The sequence below is a fragment of the Streptomyces sp. NPDC017979 genome (genome assembly GCF_044328175.1).
In the GTDB taxonomy this organism is placed as follows: Bacteria; Actinomycetota; Actinomycetes; order Streptomycetales; family Streptomycetaceae; genus Streptomyces.
Window position 1 is genome coordinate 684665 of sequence record NZ_JBIRGU010000003.1, and the last position, 15157, is coordinate 699821.

Here is a 15157-nt window from a genome sequence, read left to right on the forward strand (position 1 = left end):
CTTCGCTGCGCCCCACCGGGAGATTCCGCCATGTCCGCATGCCCGAACACCGCCGCCGCCACTGCCGCCGACAGCGACTGCGCCGCCCTGCCCGTACTCGGCCGGGACGTCACCGTGCCGCTGGTGACCGGCGGGGAGGTCACGTACGCGGCCCTCGACTACGCGGCCAGCGCCCCCGCGCTCCAGCGGGTGTGGGACGACGTCGCCGCGTACGCCCCGTACTACGGCAGCGTGCACCGCGGCGCCGGCTACCTCTCCCAGCTCTCCACCGACCTCTTCGAGAACAGCCGGGAGACCGTCGCGGAGTTCCTGGACTGCCGCGAGGGCGACCAGGTGGTGTTCACCCGCTCCACCACCGACTCGCTCAACCTCCTCGCGGCCGTGCTCCCCGCCGACTGCGAGGTGTTCGTCTTCGAGACCGAGCACCACGCCTCCCTGCTGCCCTGGCAGGAGGCGCGGGTGACGTACCTGAACGCGCCGCGCACCCCGGAGCAGGCCGTCAGCACGTTGGAGCGCGCGCTCGCCGACCGCGACCCGTACGGGCCCGCGCTGGTCTGTGTGACGGGTGCGTCGAACGTGACCGGTGAGCTGTGGCCGGTGAAGGAGCTCGCCGCCGCCGCCCACGCGCACGGCGCCCGCATCGTGCTGGACGCGGCCCAACTCGCCCCGCACCACCCGGTGTCCGTGCGCGAGCTGGACGTCGACTACGTCGCCTTCTCGGGCCACAAGCTGTACGCCCCGTTCGGCTCCGGGGTGCTGGCGGGCCGTGCGGACTGGCTGCGCGAGGCCCGGCCCTACCTCGCCGGCGGCGGCGCGTCGCGCAAGGTCGCCCGGCGCGCGGACGGCGGCGTGGAGGTCGAGTGGCACACCACCGCCGCCCGCCACGAGGCCGGTTCGCCGAACGTCATCGGGGTGTACGCGATCGCCGCCGCCTGCCGCGCGCTCACCGAGGCCGGCTTCGACTCCCTCGTCGCCCGGGAGCAGGAGTCGGTGGCCCGGGTGCGCGCGGGCCTCGCCGAGGTGCCGCAGGTGAAGGTGTTGTCCCTGTTCGGGGACGACGCACCCCGGGTCGGCGTGATCTCCTTCGTCGTCGAGGGGTGGAACAGCTCCCACTTCGCCGCCGCGCTCTCCGCCGAGTACGGCATCGGGGTGCGCGACGGCCTGTTCTGCGCCCACCCCCTGGTCCGCACCCTGCTCGGCAGCGACCCCGAGGAGCCGGGCGAGTGCGGCGCCCCCGAGGCCGAGCCGGGCGAGCGTTCGCTGAACGCGATCCGGGTCAGCTTCGGCGCCGGTACGCCCGACGAGCACCTGGAGCGCTTCGTACGGGCCGTGGGCGAGCTGGTCACCGACGGCGCGCGGTGGAGCTACCGCACCGAGGACGGCCGCTGCGTGCCGGACCCGACCGCGGGCCCGGCCGCCGCGCCGACCGGCTGACGCTCCGGCAGCCGCGCACCGAGCAGGACCATCCGCAGCGCCCGCTCGGTCGCGTCCGCCAGGAACTCCCCGCCGCGGCCCAGGGCTTCGCTGAGCGAGACGGGCGCGGGCAGGATCGAGCTGTACGCGTCCACGCCCGCCGAGCGGACCTGGTGCGCGCCCTCCCCGATCGTGCCGGCGAGGGCCAGCACGGGACGTCCGTAGCGCTTGGCGCGCCGGGCCACCTCGGCGGGGACCTTGCCGCGCGGGGTCTGGTGGTCCAGCGCGCCCTCGGCGGTGAGCACCAGGTCGGCCCGGGCCAGCCGGGCGTCCAGGTCGAGCTGGTCGAGCAGGACCTCGAACCGGGGCAGCAGATGGGCGCCGAGGGCGGCGAGCCCCGCGCCGAGACCGCCGGAAGCACCCGTGCCGGGGCCGCCGTAGAGGTCGCCGCGGACCTTCAGGTCACGGGTGAGGACGTCCGCCCAGTGCTCCAGGGCGTCGGACAGCTCCTCGACCTGCTCCGGGGTGGCGCCCTTCTGCGGGCCGAAGACCCGGGCGACCCCGCGCTCCCCGCACAGCACGTTGAACGGGTTGCAGGCGACGCGGATGTCGGTACGGCCGAGGCGGGGGTCGAGCCCGCTGGTGTCGATCCGGTCCAGCTTCCGCAAGTGGCTTCCGCCGTGCGGCAGTTCGCGGCCCTCGGCGTCCAGCAGCCGGGCGCCGAGCGCCTGGAGCGCACCGGCGCCGCCGTCCGAGGTCCCGGAGTCCCCGCAGCCCACGAGGATCTCCCGGGCGCCGGCGTCCAGCGCCGCGCGGATGAGCTGGCCGACGCCGTACGTCGTGGTGGCGCTCGGGTCGCGCAGGTCGCGCGGGACCAGCGAGAGGCCCGCGACGGCCGCCATCTCCACCACGGCCGTGTACTTGTCGAGCATGGCGAAGTGGGTGAGGACGGGGGCGCCGGTGGGGCCGGTCGCGGTCAGGGCGACCAGCCGGCCGCCGGAGGCCGCGGCCAGCGCACGGGCCGTGCCCTCTCCGCCGTCGACCAGGGGGATCAGGTCGATCTCGGCGTCCGGGACCACCCGCAGCACGCCGGAGGCGATGGCCTCGGCGGCGGACTGGGCGGACAGGGACTCCTTGAAACCGCTGGGCGCGATGGCGAAACGGGTCAGCATCGTTTGAACTCCCGGTACGAATGAGGGTGAGGAGAGCGAGGGGGAGGGGAGGAGAAGGGGGGACGGGGGTGCGTCAGGGGGTGAGGGGCACGCCGAGCAGCGGCCAGACGGCGACGGCGAACAGCAGCACCAGCGCGGCGGTCAGCGGCGCCAGGAAGGCGGACATCTTCAGCAGGTCCCGCGGGGTGTAGGTGGGGACGTCCGGTATGTCGGCGAAGAGGGTGACCGGCTTCGCGGAGGCCGGCAGCGTGTGGCAGAACCCGGCCGCGGCGGTGGACGCGAGTGCAGCAGCCACCGGATTGACGCCGGCGCCCACCGCGGCGGCCACCACCAGCGGCACCAGCACGGAGGAACGCGCCGAGCGGGACTGCAGGACCAGGTGCGCCAGCGTGGAGACCACGACCACGACGGTGAGGAACGCCCAAGCGGGCAGGTCCAACGGCACCCCGCCGACCAGCCACTTCGCCGCCCCGGAGTCGGCGAGCGCCAGGCCCATCGCCATCGTCGCGGCCATGAAGAGCAGCAGCGACCAGGGCACGGTCTTCAGCGCGTCCTTGAGGTTCACCGTGCCCAGCGCGGGCGATGCGGCGACGACGGCCCCTATCAGCGCCACCACGGCCGGCGGCACCTGGTGCAGCGGCTCGCTGCACCACAGCACGACGACGGTGGCCAGCAGCAGCGCGCAGCGCGCCTCCGCCTGCGACCACGGCCCGGTGACGGGGTGCTCGGTGTGCTCCTGGATGTGCTCGGCGGTGATGTGCACCGAACCCTTGCGGTCGGCCCGCTTGGTGGTGGTGAACAGCACCACTTCGGCGGCCAGGTGGGACGACACCACCGCGAGCGGCAGCCCGAGCAGCAGCCATTCGGCGAAGCCGATGCGTTCGCCCGCGGACTCCCACAGCACGGAGACCGTGATCAGATGGGCGCCGGCGCCGATCAGGGTCGCCACCGCCGACAGCAGGATCACCGTCGGGAAGAGCAGCGCCAGCATCACCACCAGTCGCTTGCGGTCCGCGAGCGCCTTCGCCAGCGCGATGAACACCGGCAGCGCGAGCGCGGCCCGCCCCGAGGTCGCCGGCACCGCGAAGGCGGTGACCACCAGCGCGGCGGTGGTCAGGTGGACGAGTTGGCGCACGTTGCGCGCGCCGGTGACCAAGAACGCCGCGGCCCGCCCGGCGAGCCCGGTCCTGGTGACCGCGGCGGCCAGCACGAACGCGCAGATCAGCAGCCAGACGGTGTCGTCGCCGAGGGTCCCGAAGAGGGCGTCGCTGCTGATCACCCCGGTCGCGGTGAGCGCCAGCCCCGCGCCGAGCGCGATGTAGGTGTCGTCGATCGGGGTGCCGATCCAGGCGCAGGTGGCGAAGGCGAAGACGGCCAGGGTGATCCTGGCGTCACCGCTGAGGCCGGGGAAGTTGCCGGGCACCACCAGCAGCGCGCAGATGCTGAGCGCCACGGTGAGGGTCACGGCTTGTCGCAGGTTCAGTGTCACGTACTAGAGGGTTCACGGGCGTGGTGAGCACTTCATGAGCCGATGATGAAAGGAACTTCACCAAAGGCGGCGGCGCGGTGTGACGATTGGGCCGTGCGGGGGAGCGGAACATGAAGAAGCCGTACGGCGCGGTGCCGTACGGCTTCGTCGGGGAGCGGGGGTCACTCGGGCAGGCGGTACCCCATGCCCCGGACCGTCTCCACCCGGTCGGGCCCGAGCTTCTTGCGCAGCGCCCGCACGTACACGTCCACGATGTTCGAACCGGGGTCGAAGTCGTACCCCCACACGTGCGAGAGGATCTGCTCCCGCGACAGCACCTGTCCGGGGTGGCGCAGGAACAGCTCCAGAAGGACGAACTCGCGCGCCGTGAGGTCCACCGTGCGCTCGCCGGAGCGGGCGCGCCTGGTCCGCAGGTCCAACGTCAACTCGCCGTTGCGCAACACGGTGACCTCGGGCGCGCGGGCGGCGGTGCGCAGTCGCAGCCGCACCCGGGCGAGCAGTTCCTCGAAGCGGAACGGCTTGGTCATCCAGTCGTCCGCGCCGCCCTCCAGGCCGGCCACCGTGTCCCGTACGGAGTCCCGGGCGGTCAGTACGATCACCGGCACCGACACCTGGGCCTCGCGCAGTTGGCGCAGCACCGTGAAGCCGTCCTTGCCGGGCAGTCCGATGTCCAGGATCACCAGGTCGAACCCGCCGGTCACGGCGTAGTCGAAGGCGGCGTCGCCGTCGTGGACCACGGAGGTGGTGAAGCCGTTGGCGCGCAGCCCCTTCTCCACGAAGGCGGCGATGCGCTCCTCGTCCTCCACGATGAGTATCCGGTTCACGACGTCGCTTCCTTCTGCAGTACGAGGACGAAGGTGGCGCCGCCGCCGTCCGTGGGGCGCAGCTCCACGCGTCCACCGTGCCCTTCGGCGATGGCCTTCACAATGGCGAGTCCGAGGCCCGCGCCGGTGGCCCGCGAGCCGCGCCGCGAGGTGCCCCGACGGAACCGCTCGAAGATCACTTCGGAGTCCTTGGGTTGGACGCCGGGGCCGCTGTCCGCGACGAACAGCTCGATCGTGCCGTCTCCGTCGCGCGATCCTATGCCGATGCGCTGCCCGGCCACGGTGTGCTGGACGGCGTTCTGCGCCAGTTGGACCATCGCCTGGGTGATCCGCTGGGGGTCGAGCAGCACCTCCGCGTCCACGGCCTGGTCCAGGTGCCAGTCGCGTTCGCCCAGCGCCCGGGCCTTCACGAAGACGTCCGCGGTCAACTCGCCGAGCTGCACCGGCTCGGGGGAGACGAAGTCGGGCCGCTCCGCCTTGGCCAGCAGGAGCAGGTCCTCGACGATCCGGCTCATCCGGTCCAGCTCCTCCATCACGATCCGGACCGTCTGCTCCCGTTCGAGGGGGTCGTCGCCCATCAGCTCCAGGTGGCCGCGCACGATCGTGATCGGGGTGCGCAGCTCGTGCCCGGCGTCGTCGACGAACTCCCGCTGGGCGGCGAAGGCCCGCTCCAGCCGGTCGAGCATCCCGTTGAACGTCTGGGCGAGTGCGGCGATGTCGTCCCGGCCCTGCACCGGGATGCGCTGCGTCAGGTCCTGCTCGGTGAGCTGGGCCGCGGTGGTGCGCACCAGGCGCACGGGGCGCAGGATGCGGCCGGCGACGACCCAGCCGATGCCGGTGGTCATCAGCAGCGCCACGCCGGAGATCCCGAGCAACATGTGGAAGACGTCGGTGGCCTTGGCCTGTTCGGCGGCGGGGTGGATGGCGACGACGAAGGCGGCCGGGAGCTGTCCGTCGGCGCCCTCGATGGGCACCTTGGCCCAGCGGATCTCGCCCTCGGGCCGGTTCAGGGTGCCCATCGAGTCCCCGGAGTGGAATATCGCCGTCATCGCGGCCTCGTCCTTGACCAGGGGGTGGGGCACCCGCTGGTCCCGGGATTGCTGCTTGACGGCGAAGCCGCGGCCGGGGTCCTGGACCAGGCCGATGAGCTCCTCGTCGGGGTCGGGGTACTGCCGGGCCAGGAACACCCGCAGCAGCGGGTTGGGGTCGGTGAACTTGCGTCCGTTCTCGGGGTCGAACCCCTGCTGGACGAAGTTGGCGAACTCGTTCGTCTCCTGGACCAACAGCCCGTTGATCCGGTCGTCCGCGTCGCGCAGCAGCACCGAGCGGGTGGCCACGGCGACCGCGGCCAGGGCCACCGTCATGACGATCAGCAGCCACAGCAGGATGCGGGCGCGCGCCGAGACGATCTGGAGCCGTGCAGTGACCCAACGGCGTACTGGATCAGCCGTCGTCACCGTAGTCGTCGCCCCCCGGGCCGTCGTCGTCCCCGCCGTTGCCCGGGTTGGTGTTGTTGTTGCCGCCGGAGCCCGAGCCGTTGCCGCCGGAGCCGGTGCCCGTGCCCGTGCCGCCCGAGCCGTTGCCCTTGTTGCCGCCGGGGCTGTTGGACGGAGCGTCGTCGTCGTCGCCGGCCGGGTTCTCGCTCACCGGCGGTGCGACGGTCTCGTCGCGGGGCGGGGCCGGGGGCGAGCTGGGAGGCTGCGAGGGGGTGCCGGGCGAGCCCGACGGCGTACCGGTCTCCAGGCGCACCTTCGGCGGGACCTTGTTCGAGTCTGGGTTGTCGGTGAGGGCGTAGCTGGTCACCGCGATCCCGAGGGGGATCGCGACGACGGCGGCCAAGGCCGCGATGCGATGGGAGAAGACCATGGTGTCGATGGTGGGAGCCGGACCGGCGCAAGCGGATGAGGACAAGATGAGGATTTCTTCATCGGACTGCCGCGGGCGGGCCCCGGTGCTAGGGGGTGTGGTGCAGGGGACGTGTGGTGCAGGGGACGTGTGGTGCCGGGGAGGAGGTGGAGCCGAGGGGTGCGGCGCGGCGTCAGGAGTCGAGGCCGATGGCGAACGCGGCTTCCAGGTCGTGCTGGGAGTACGTGCGGAAGGCGACGTGCGTGTCGGTGCCGATGACCCCCTCCACCTTGCTGATCCGGCCGGGGATCACGTCCGCCAGGTTCTCGTGCCGGGCGACCCGGACCATGGCGATCAGGTCGTAGGTGCCGGTGACGGAGAAGACCTCGCTCACCCCGTCCAGCGCGGCGATGGCGTCCGCGATCTCGGGGATGCGGTCCACGCTGGTCTTGATGAGCACGATCGCGGTGATCACGGCTGGTTTTCTCCCTCGGTCGCCGCTGCTGGGACCTTCACTGTAGCCGGCCGTCGAAAGCGCCCCCAGGCGTAGAGGAACCCGGCCGCGAACCCCACCAGGTGCGCCAGGTAGGCCACCCCGGGGCCGCCCTCACCCGCCCCCGACGCCGCCAGCCACTGGAGGACGAACCAGAAGACCAGCACGACCCAGGCGGGGAAGCGCAGCGGCAGGAAGAAGAGAAACGGGAAGAGACTGGTGACCCGGGCCTTGGGGAAGAGGAAGAGGAAGGCCCCGAGCACCCCTGAGATCGCCCCGGAGGCGCCCACCAGGGTCTGCTCGGACTCCGCGTTGGCGGCGGCGTAGGCCACCAGCGCCGCGTAGCCCGTGCCCAGGTAGAAGAGGGTGTACTCGACCCGCCCCAGGTGTTCTTCGGTCATGGCGCCGAAGACGTGCAGGAAGAGCATGTTGCCGAGGAGGTGGAGCCAGTTGCCGTGGACGAACAGCGCCGTGAGCGGGGTGACGAGTGCGTGGGCGGCGCCGGCGGTCAGTTGCGCCGGGATCACCCCCCACTGTTCGAAGTAGCGGGTCTGGGCGGCGAGCAGCGCGTCCCCGCTCCCGTAGGAGGGGTTGAACCCCGACACCGGGCTGACGAGGAAGACCGCGCAGCACAGGGCGATCACGCCGGAGGTCACGGCGGGGCCGCCGGCGGCGCCCCGTACCGCACCGCGCAGCGTCCGGCCCACCGCCGACGGCATCGACTGCCAAAGGGTCACGGGACAGATCATGACGGAACGGTTCATGCTGGTACAGGGTGCCTCGCCGTGCCCCTGGACCCCCGTGAGGCCATAGAGTTACGAGAAGTACACCCGCAGTTCGAAGGCGCACCGCGGCGACCACGCGTGGCGGCGGGCTCGCAGCCGCCACCGAGGTCGAGGAAGTCGACGGCCAGGAGGGCGTCGGCGCACGTCGATGCTCGTTCGACGCACGTCGAAACGGCCCGGCGGACGCCAAGAGACGCCCAAGAGAAACCCATGAACGTCAAGGAACGTCAAAGAAATGAGGACGGACGGAACGATGACGACGGTTCCCTCTCCCACTGCGGAAACCCGCTGGCGCTGCACCCTCTGCGGAAACCTGACCCGCTTCGACGTGACCCGCTCGTCGAAGGTCGTGGAGTACGTCCATCTGGACCTCGCGGGGGAGCCCAAGGTCGAGGAGCGCGACGTGGTCAGTGAGACCATCGAGTCGGTGCGCTGCCGCTGGTGCAACGCCGTGGATCAGATCGAACTGGTGGACAGGCCGGGCGCGACCTCCTGAGGGGCCGCGCCCGGGTCTCGGTGACGGGCGAACGGGTAATGGGGTGACGGATCGTGGAGCAGCCTGAGGGCGGCGCCGGACCGGCCGGTGCGGCCGACGACGCCGCGGAGGCGCTCGAAAGGCCGTTGCCGGAAGGCGTGCGGCGCAGGGTCGTGACCCTGGTCGCGGACGTCTTCGGCGGGCTGACCGTCGCCGAACTCCCGGCGCAGCTACGGCAGTACGCCCGCTTCACCCCCTCCCGGCGCGCCAAGCTCGCGGGCAACGCGATGGCGGCGACGCTGGAGAGCGACCCGGTCTTCCGGCAGCGGGTGGGCGAGCGGATCGCACAGCTCCAGCCGGAGCTGTGCGCCGCGCTCGTCGCCGGCTCGCCGCCGGCCGCCGCCGATCCGCTGGACGTGGCGGCGGCGGCGTACGTCCTGCGGCCCACCGGATGGGTGAAGCTCGTGGCCACCGCGGGTGAAGAAGCCCAGCGGGCGGACGCCGAGCGCGCCGACGAGGCCGGCCGGCGCGAACAGGACCGGCTGCGCGCCGAGCTGTCCGAGGCGCGCGCCCTGACCAAGAGCGAAACCGAGCGGCTGCGCACGGAGTTGGAGACGGCCCGCAAGGAAGCGGAATCGCTTCGCCGCAAGCTGCGCAGCGCGGAGAGCGACGTCAAGCGCGGCGAGGCCGCACTGCGCCGGTCCGCCGCCGAGATCGACTCCGTACGGGCGGACGCCGCGGCGCAGGTGTCCGCGGCCGAGAGCGAGACCCGACGGCTCAAGGCGCGGCTCGGGGAGGCGGAGGCGGCGGTCGAGGCGGGCCGCCGCGCCGCCCGCGAGGGCCGCTCCATCGAGGACATGCGGCTGCGGCTGCTGTTGGACACGGTCCTCGACGCGGCCCAGGGGCTCCGCCGCGAATTGGCGCTGCCGCCGGTGTCCGTGCACCCCGCGGACACGGTGGACGCCGTCGAGCCCGGGCGGATGACGCCCAAGGACGTCGCCGCCCGCGCGCTGTCGGAGACGGACCCGGCGCTCCTCGACCAACTGCTGTCGCTGCCCCAGGTCCATCTGGTGGTCGACGGCTACAACGTCACCAAGACCGGATATCCCACGATGCCGCTGGAGAAGCAGCGGCTGCGGCTGCTCGGCGGGCTCTCCGTGCTCGCCGCCCAGACCGGGGCGGAGATCACCTGCGTCTTCGACGGCGCGGAGCTGGCCGCGCCCGTGCTGCTCGCGCCGCCGCGCGGGGTGCGGGTGCTCTTCTCCAAGCCGGGGGTGACGGCGGACGAGTTGATCCGCCAGCTCGTCAGGGCCGAGCCGCCGGGCCGTCCCGTGGTGGTCGCCTCCACCGACCGGGAGGTGGCCGACGGGGTCGCCAAGGCCGGTGCCCGTCCGGTTGCTTCCGTTCTGCTGCTTAAGCGACTGTCCCGCATCTGATGCATCTTTGATGCACATTCCTCGTTGAATGTCAGTCCACGGGCGCTTTGTTGCCCTGTGGGACGGGACGGACCGTCAAGTGCCCATGACGCAGTGTGGGATCAGAGTAAAGAATGCCCGGGCGTCCGATTTTTTTCGCCGGAAGATTTGAAGTGATCACAAGCGGGTCACTAGGGTCAGGCGTCGAACCTTCGCGCGGTTGATCACCCAGCCGGGGTGACAGCGAAGGACCGCCGAGTCCGTGCGTACAGCGAAGTCTGGGGGAGCTGGCACCGCGGAGCCGGGGGAGCGTGCGCTCCCCGCGCCGGCTGGCGGCCTTGAGGAAGAAGGAGCCCGCCTCCGTGGCGTCCCACCGTCGAGCCAAGCAGCCGGGCCGTACCCGCGTCACCGTCCTCACCGCGACCGCGGCCGCCGCGGTGGCCCTCACCTCGCAGGGCGCCAACGCCGCGCCGCAGCCCAGCAAGAACGAGGTCAAGGCGAAGGTCGACAAGTTGTACGAGGAGGCCGCGAAGGCCACCGAGAAGTACAACGGCGCCAAGGAACAGCAGGACAAGCTCCAGAAGCAGGTCGACGGCCTCCAGGACAAGGTCGCCCGCGGCCAGGAGGAGCTCAACACCCTGCGCAACAACCTCGGCACGGTCGCCAGCGCCCAGTACCGCTCCGGCGGCCTCGACCCCTCCCTCCAGCTCTTCCTCTCCGCCGACCCGGACACCTACCTCGACAAGGCGTCCGCGCTCGACCAGCTCGGCAGCAAGCAGAGCGACGCGATCGACGAGATCCAGTCCAAGCAGCGGGCCCTCGCGCAGCAGCGCAAGGAGGCCCAGACCAAGCTGACCGACCTCGCCGACGCCCGTACCGAACTCGGCGCCCAGAAGCGCCAGGTGCAGGGCAAGCTGAACGAGGCGCAGAAGCTGCTGAACTCGCTGACCGCCAAGGAGCGCGAGGCGCTCAAGGAGGAGCAGGACCGCGCCAACCGGGCCAGCACCGCGGCCCGCCCGGACCTCAAGAAGGCCGACGAGCCCGGCAAGTCCGCCAAGCCCGCGTCGAACCGCGCCGCCGCAGCGTACGCCGCGGGCGTCAGCAAGATAGGCAAGCCGTACGTCTGGGGCGCGACGGGGCCGAACTCCTTCGACTGCTCCGGCTTCACCTCCTGGTCCTTCGCCCAGGCCGACGTCCAGATCCCGCGCACCTCCCAGGCCCAGGCCAACGCCGGCCAGCGGATCTACTCGCAGAGCCAGCTCAAGCAGGGCGACCTGGTCTTCTTCTACGACGACCTGCACCACGTCGGCTTCTACGCGGGCAACGGTCAGATCCTGCACTCGCCGCGCACGGGCGCCGTGGTGCGGTACGAGTCCATCAACAACATGCCGTTCAAGTTCGGCGTGCGCATATAGCGCCGGCGGCGGCCACCGGGCCGCCGCCCGAACGGGCGAATTCCCGCCTCGCCGCCGCCCCGCGGCCCGCCGGTGACCTGTGCTCTCCCCGTCGACCCCACCGCGCCCCGGTCGGCGGGTCGTTGGCGTTCCGTAGCCGCCCCGCTACTGTCTGCCGCGCATCACTGTCGTACGCAGAGGAGCGCGGCCCGTGGCGTCCCATCGACGGCCCCCGCAGCCCGGCCCCGCCCACGGCGTCCGGGCCGCCGTCCTGTCCGCCGCGGCCGCGACGGCCGCCGCACTCGGCGCCGCCCCGGCGGGTGCCGAGCCGCACTCCTCCCCGGAGGCCACCCGCGCCGACGTGGACCGGTTGTTCGAGGAGGCCGAGAAGGCCACCGAGCGGTTCAACGCGACCGGCGAGCGGGCCGGTGAGCTACGGGCTCGGGTGACCGCCGCCCAGGACGCCGTCGCCCGCGGCCAGGAGCGCGTCAACCAACTGCGCGGCACGCTCGGCGCGGTCGCCGGCGCCCAGTACCGCTCCGGCGGCCTGGATCCCGCGCTGATGCTGCTGCTCTCCGCCGACCCCGACAGCTATCTGGAGCGCGCCGAACTCCTGGAGCGCACCGGCACCCGGCAGACCGGTGCGCTGCGCGACTTCCTGCGCGCCCAGCGGACCCTGGGTCAACAGCGCGCCGAGGCCCGGCGGGACGTCGAGGCGTGGGAACGCAGCCGCAGCGACCTCGCCCGCCACAAACGCACCGTGGAACACAAGCTCGCCGCGGCGCAACGGCTGCTGAACGCCCTGCCGGACGACGAACGCGCCGCCCACGACCGGGCTTCCCGCTCCGGCCGGGACGCCCCGGACGCCGCCGGCGAGGTCCCCGCGTCCGGACGCGCCGCCGCCGCGGTCGCCGCCGTCCGCAGCGCGATCGGCCGCCCCTATGTCTGGGGCGCCAACGGCCCCACCGGCTTCGACTGCTCCGGGCTGATGCAGTGGTCCTACGCCAAGGCAGGCATCGGGCTGCCCCGCACCTCCCAGGCCCAGCGGAGCGCCGGCCGTCAGGTCCCGCTCTCCCAGGCGCGCCCCGGCGACCTCGTCGCCTACCGGGACGACGCCAGCCACATCGGGATGTACGTGGGCGGCGGCCGGGTCGTCCACGCCCCCTACCCCGGGGCCGCGGTGCGCTCCGACCCGGTCGGCATGATGCCGATCTCATCGATCACCCGTCCCTGACGTCATCCGGGTTCCGTACGATCAGCGGCGTGGCGAAGGGTGAGCGCGTGCGCAGCGCACGCAGCGGACACAGCGGGCGCACGGTGACGAGGCGGACGGCGGCCCTGTGGCTCGGCGCCGCCTTCGTGCCCGCCTGTACCGCCGCCCCCGAGGCGTCGCACCGCACCGTCGACTCCGTGCAGGAGACCCTGAACGAACGCGCCGCCGCCCTCCTCGGCCGCGACGAGCAGGCGTTCCTGGCCTCCTGCGCGCCCGAGCAGAGCGAGCTGCGGGCCGAGGAACGCCGGCAATTCCGCAATCTGGCCCAGGTGCCGATCGGGGAGTGGGCGTACCGGGTCGGCGCGGTGCGCCGGGACGGCGCCAAGGCGTACGCCGACGTCGAAGTGCACTACCGGATCGCCGAGTACGACACCGCGCCCGTGGTGGTGGCCCGGGCGATGGAGCTCGGGCTGCGCGACGGCCGCTGGTACGTCACGGCCGACCGTCCGGCGAAGGGTTCGGCGCAGCAGATCTGGCAGCTCGGCGCGGTGACCGCGGTGCACGGCCAGCGGTCCCTGGTGCTCGCCGTCGGGCAGCAGCCGGACCGGGCGCGGGCGCTGGCCGACACCGTCGACCGCGCGGTGCCCGCGGTCTCCCGCGCCTGGCGCTCGCCCTGGGCCGAACGCGTCGTCGTCCTCGTGCCCCCGTCGGTGGAGGGGATGGGTGCGCTGCTCGGGGCGCCGGGGGCCGGCTACCGGGGCATCGCCGCGGTGACCACCGGCGAGACGGGCAGCACCCGCGCGGTGCCGGCGGACCGGGTGATCGTGAACCCGAGCGCCTACGACGCGCTGGACCGCTACGGGCAGCAGGTCGTCCTCACCCACGAGACGACGCACGTCGCCACCCGCGCCCAGACCACGTCGACGACCCCGATGTGGCTCTCCGAGGGCTTCGCCGACTGGGTCGCCTACCGGGACACGGCCCGTACCACCGGGCAGATCGCCCCGGAGATCCAGCGCGCCGTGCGCTCCGGCGACCTGCCCGACGCCCTGCCGGGGGAGGCCGACTTCTCCTTCGGCGGCGATGCGGCGACCCTCGCCGTGGCGTACGAAGGCGGCTGGCTGGCCTGCGAGTTCATCGTCGGGCGCTGGGGCGAGCAAGTGCTCCTTGAGCTGTACCACTCGGTGGGCGGCCAGCGCGGGGACCCCGCGGGCGCCGTGGACCGGGAGCTGACGCGGGTGCTCGGGATGGACACCGCGGAGTTCACGGCGCGCTGGCGCGGCTACCTCCGCCAGCGCCTGGACTGACCGGCACCTCCTGCCTCGCCGGAGGCGGCGGGGCGAGCTCCGCGGGGCCGGGCGCCGTGGCCCGCCACAACCGGCGACAGGCCGTCACCGTCGCCGCCACCAGCAGCCCGTTGCGTACGACGAGCAGCAGCACGCCCAGCGGATCGCTCGCCACGACCCGGGCGAAGAAGACGGGGAACTCCAGCACGGTCACCGCCGAAGCGGCGACGACGAGCCAGCACGGCAGCGCCATCCGACTGCCCCGGTGCAGCAGGCACACCGCGGCGATACCCACCAGCCACACCAGGTACTGCGGACTGATCACCCGGCTGGTGGTGGTGAACAGCAGCACGGCCGTCAGCGCAGCGTCCGCCGCCGTGCTCGGAGGTGCGCCCGTCAGCCGGGCGCGCCCCCGCCACACCACCAGCCACGCCAGCGCCCCGAGCGCCAGCAGCAGCGCGCCGGTCGACACCAGGGACACGTACGGGCCCAGGAACTCCACGGAGCCGTAGTTCAGCAGCACCTGCCCGTCCCAGGCGCCCGCCAGCCGGGCCAGGTGGAACACCAGGGCGCCCAGCGACTCGACCTCGGTGCCGCGGTCGCGCTGGTACGTGAGGAAGGCGAAGGCGCCGGGCGCGGCGAGGAGGAAGGCGACCGAGAGCGCCACGGCGGTGACCGCGGCGCTCCACCACGCCCGCTTCGGCGCCGCCGCGAGCAGCAGCGCCGGCCAGACCTTCAGCAGCGCCCCGAACGCGGCGAGGGCGCCGAACGCCCCCGGCCGGCGCGCCCCGGCGAGCAGCGCGGCGACGGCGACCGCGGTGACCACCAGGTCGTAGCGGGCGTACGCGGTGGGGCCGAGCAGCGGTACGCCGACCACCCACACCCAACTCCCGCGCGTGGAGAGCCCGGGGCGCCGGCCCGCGGACAACAGCAGGGCGAGTACCGCGGCGTCGGACAGCAGCGCGACGACGAAGAAGGCGGAGGCGTAGTCGAGGAAGGGGAGCAGGCCGGGGGAGAGGACCGCGAGCGCGGCGGCCGGCGGGTACTGCCAGGCGACGTCGTCCACCGGGAAGGTGCCGGTGCGCAGCACCTCGTACCAGCCGCGGTAGATGACGGACACGTCCGAGGTCACGTCCGGGCCGGGGAAGACCACCGCCTTGGTGACGAACAGCAGCAGCGCCGCCCTGGTGAGGACCCACGCCGCGAGGACCCAGCGCACCCCGCCGTACCCACTGCCCGTCATAGCCCCTTCGCACCTTTCATTGGCATTCGTGGCGATATGCAAAGCCTCATGATGCCCGGCGGGGACGGGTGCGCGGGGTGAGGCGGGGCCGACGGGCCGGCGCGAGGGGG

Annotated in this window: 14 protein-coding genes; 6 read left to right on the top strand and 8 right to left on the bottom strand. The window is 72.9% G+C overall.

Features of this window, described 5'->3' with window-relative positions:
• Nucleotides 1–30: 30 nt before the first annotated feature.
• On the top strand, nucleotides 31–1434 hold the full coding sequence (locus ACH4E8_RS12540; RefSeq protein ID WP_398447100.1) for an aminotransferase class V-fold PLP-dependent enzyme: 1404 nt from the start codon (nucleotides 31–33) through the stop codon (nucleotides 1432–1434).
• Here ACH4E8_RS12540 and ACH4E8_RS12545 read toward each other — a convergent pair.
• The 7 genes from ACH4E8_RS12545 to ACH4E8_RS12575 form a co-directional block, all read right to left on the bottom strand.
• Nucleotides 1365–2585, bottom strand: a complete 1221-nt coding sequence (locus ACH4E8_RS12545) for a glycerate kinase (RefSeq protein WP_398447102.1) — start codon at nucleotides 2583–2585, stop codon at nucleotides 1365–1367. The genes ACH4E8_RS12540 and ACH4E8_RS12545 overlap by 70 nt on opposite strands.
• A gap of 73 nt (nucleotides 2586–2658) precedes the next feature.
• On the bottom strand, nucleotides 2659–4074 hold the full coding sequence (locus tag ACH4E8_RS12550; RefSeq protein ID WP_398447104.1) for an SLC13 family permease: 1416 nt from the start codon (nucleotides 4072–4074) through the stop codon (nucleotides 2659–2661).
• Between the two features lie 161 nt (nucleotides 4075–4235).
• Nucleotides 4236–4898, bottom strand: coding sequence for a response regulator transcription factor (locus ACH4E8_RS12555; RefSeq protein WP_361542522.1), 663 nt, complete (start codon nucleotides 4896–4898; stop codon nucleotides 4236–4238).
• The gene (locus ACH4E8_RS12560; protein WP_398447106.1) at nucleotides 4895–6355 is read right to left on the bottom strand and encodes an ATP-binding protein; all 1461 of its coding nucleotides are present in this window, start codon (nucleotides 6353–6355) and stop codon (nucleotides 4895–4897) included. Before ACH4E8_RS12560 ends, ACH4E8_RS12555 begins: the two co-directional genes overlap by 4 nt.
• Entirely contained in the window at nucleotides 6342–6764 is a 423-nt protein-coding gene (locus tag ACH4E8_RS12565) for a small secreted hydrophilic protein (protein WP_398447108.1), read from the bottom strand. The genes ACH4E8_RS12560 and ACH4E8_RS12565 overlap by 14 nt, the downstream gene beginning before the upstream one ends.
• Nucleotides 6765–6936: 172 nt before the next feature.
• Nucleotides 6937–7218: an Lrp/AsnC family transcriptional regulator gene (locus tag ACH4E8_RS12570; protein WP_398447110.1), complete on the bottom strand. Its 282-nt coding sequence runs from the start codon at nucleotides 7216–7218 to the stop codon at nucleotides 6937–6939.
• Nucleotides 7215–7955, bottom strand: a complete 741-nt coding sequence (locus tag ACH4E8_RS12575) for a rhomboid family intramembrane serine protease (protein WP_398447318.1) — start codon at nucleotides 7953–7955, stop codon at nucleotides 7215–7217. The genes ACH4E8_RS12570 and ACH4E8_RS12575 overlap by 4 nt, the downstream gene beginning before the upstream one ends.
• 319 nt (nucleotides 7956–8274) lie before the next feature.
• Here ACH4E8_RS12575 and ACH4E8_RS12580 point away from each other — a divergent pair, with 319 nt between their 5' ends.
• The 5 genes from ACH4E8_RS12580 (at nucleotide 8275) to ACH4E8_RS12600 (ending at nucleotide 13825) form a co-directional block, all read left to right on the top strand.
• Nucleotides 8275–8517: a hypothetical protein gene (locus ACH4E8_RS12580; RefSeq protein WP_398447320.1), complete on the top strand. Its 243-nt coding sequence runs from the start codon at nucleotides 8275–8277 to the stop codon at nucleotides 8515–8517.
• A 53-nt stretch (nucleotides 8518–8570) separates the two neighbouring features.
• Nucleotides 8571–9932, top strand: a complete 1362-nt coding sequence (locus ACH4E8_RS12585; RefSeq protein ID WP_398447112.1) for an NYN domain-containing protein — start codon at nucleotides 8571–8573, stop codon at nucleotides 9930–9932.
• A 341-nt stretch (nucleotides 9933–10273) separates the two neighbouring features.
• Nucleotides 10274–11326: an NlpC/P60 family protein gene (locus ACH4E8_RS12590; RefSeq protein WP_398447114.1), complete on the top strand. Its 1053-nt coding sequence runs from the start codon at nucleotides 10274–10276 to the stop codon at nucleotides 11324–11326.
• Nucleotides 11327–11516: 190 nt separating this feature from the next.
• On the top strand, nucleotides 11517–12539 hold the full coding sequence (locus tag ACH4E8_RS12595) for an NlpC/P60 family protein (RefSeq protein WP_398447116.1): 1023 nt from the start codon (nucleotides 11517–11519) through the stop codon (nucleotides 12537–12539).
• A gap of 29 nt (nucleotides 12540–12568) precedes the next feature.
• The gene (locus ACH4E8_RS12600; RefSeq protein ID WP_398447118.1) at nucleotides 12569–13825 is read left to right on the top strand and encodes a hypothetical protein; all 1257 of its coding nucleotides are present in this window, start codon (nucleotides 12569–12571) and stop codon (nucleotides 13823–13825) included.
• On the opposite strand, the gene ACH4E8_RS12605 is transcribed toward ACH4E8_RS12600, so the two are convergent.
• Nucleotides 13782–15047, bottom strand: coding sequence for a glycosyltransferase 87 family protein (locus tag ACH4E8_RS12605; RefSeq protein WP_398447120.1), 1266 nt, complete (start codon nucleotides 15045–15047; stop codon nucleotides 13782–13784). The genes ACH4E8_RS12600 and ACH4E8_RS12605 overlap by 44 nt on opposite strands.
• Nucleotides 15048–15157 lie beyond the last annotated feature (110 nt).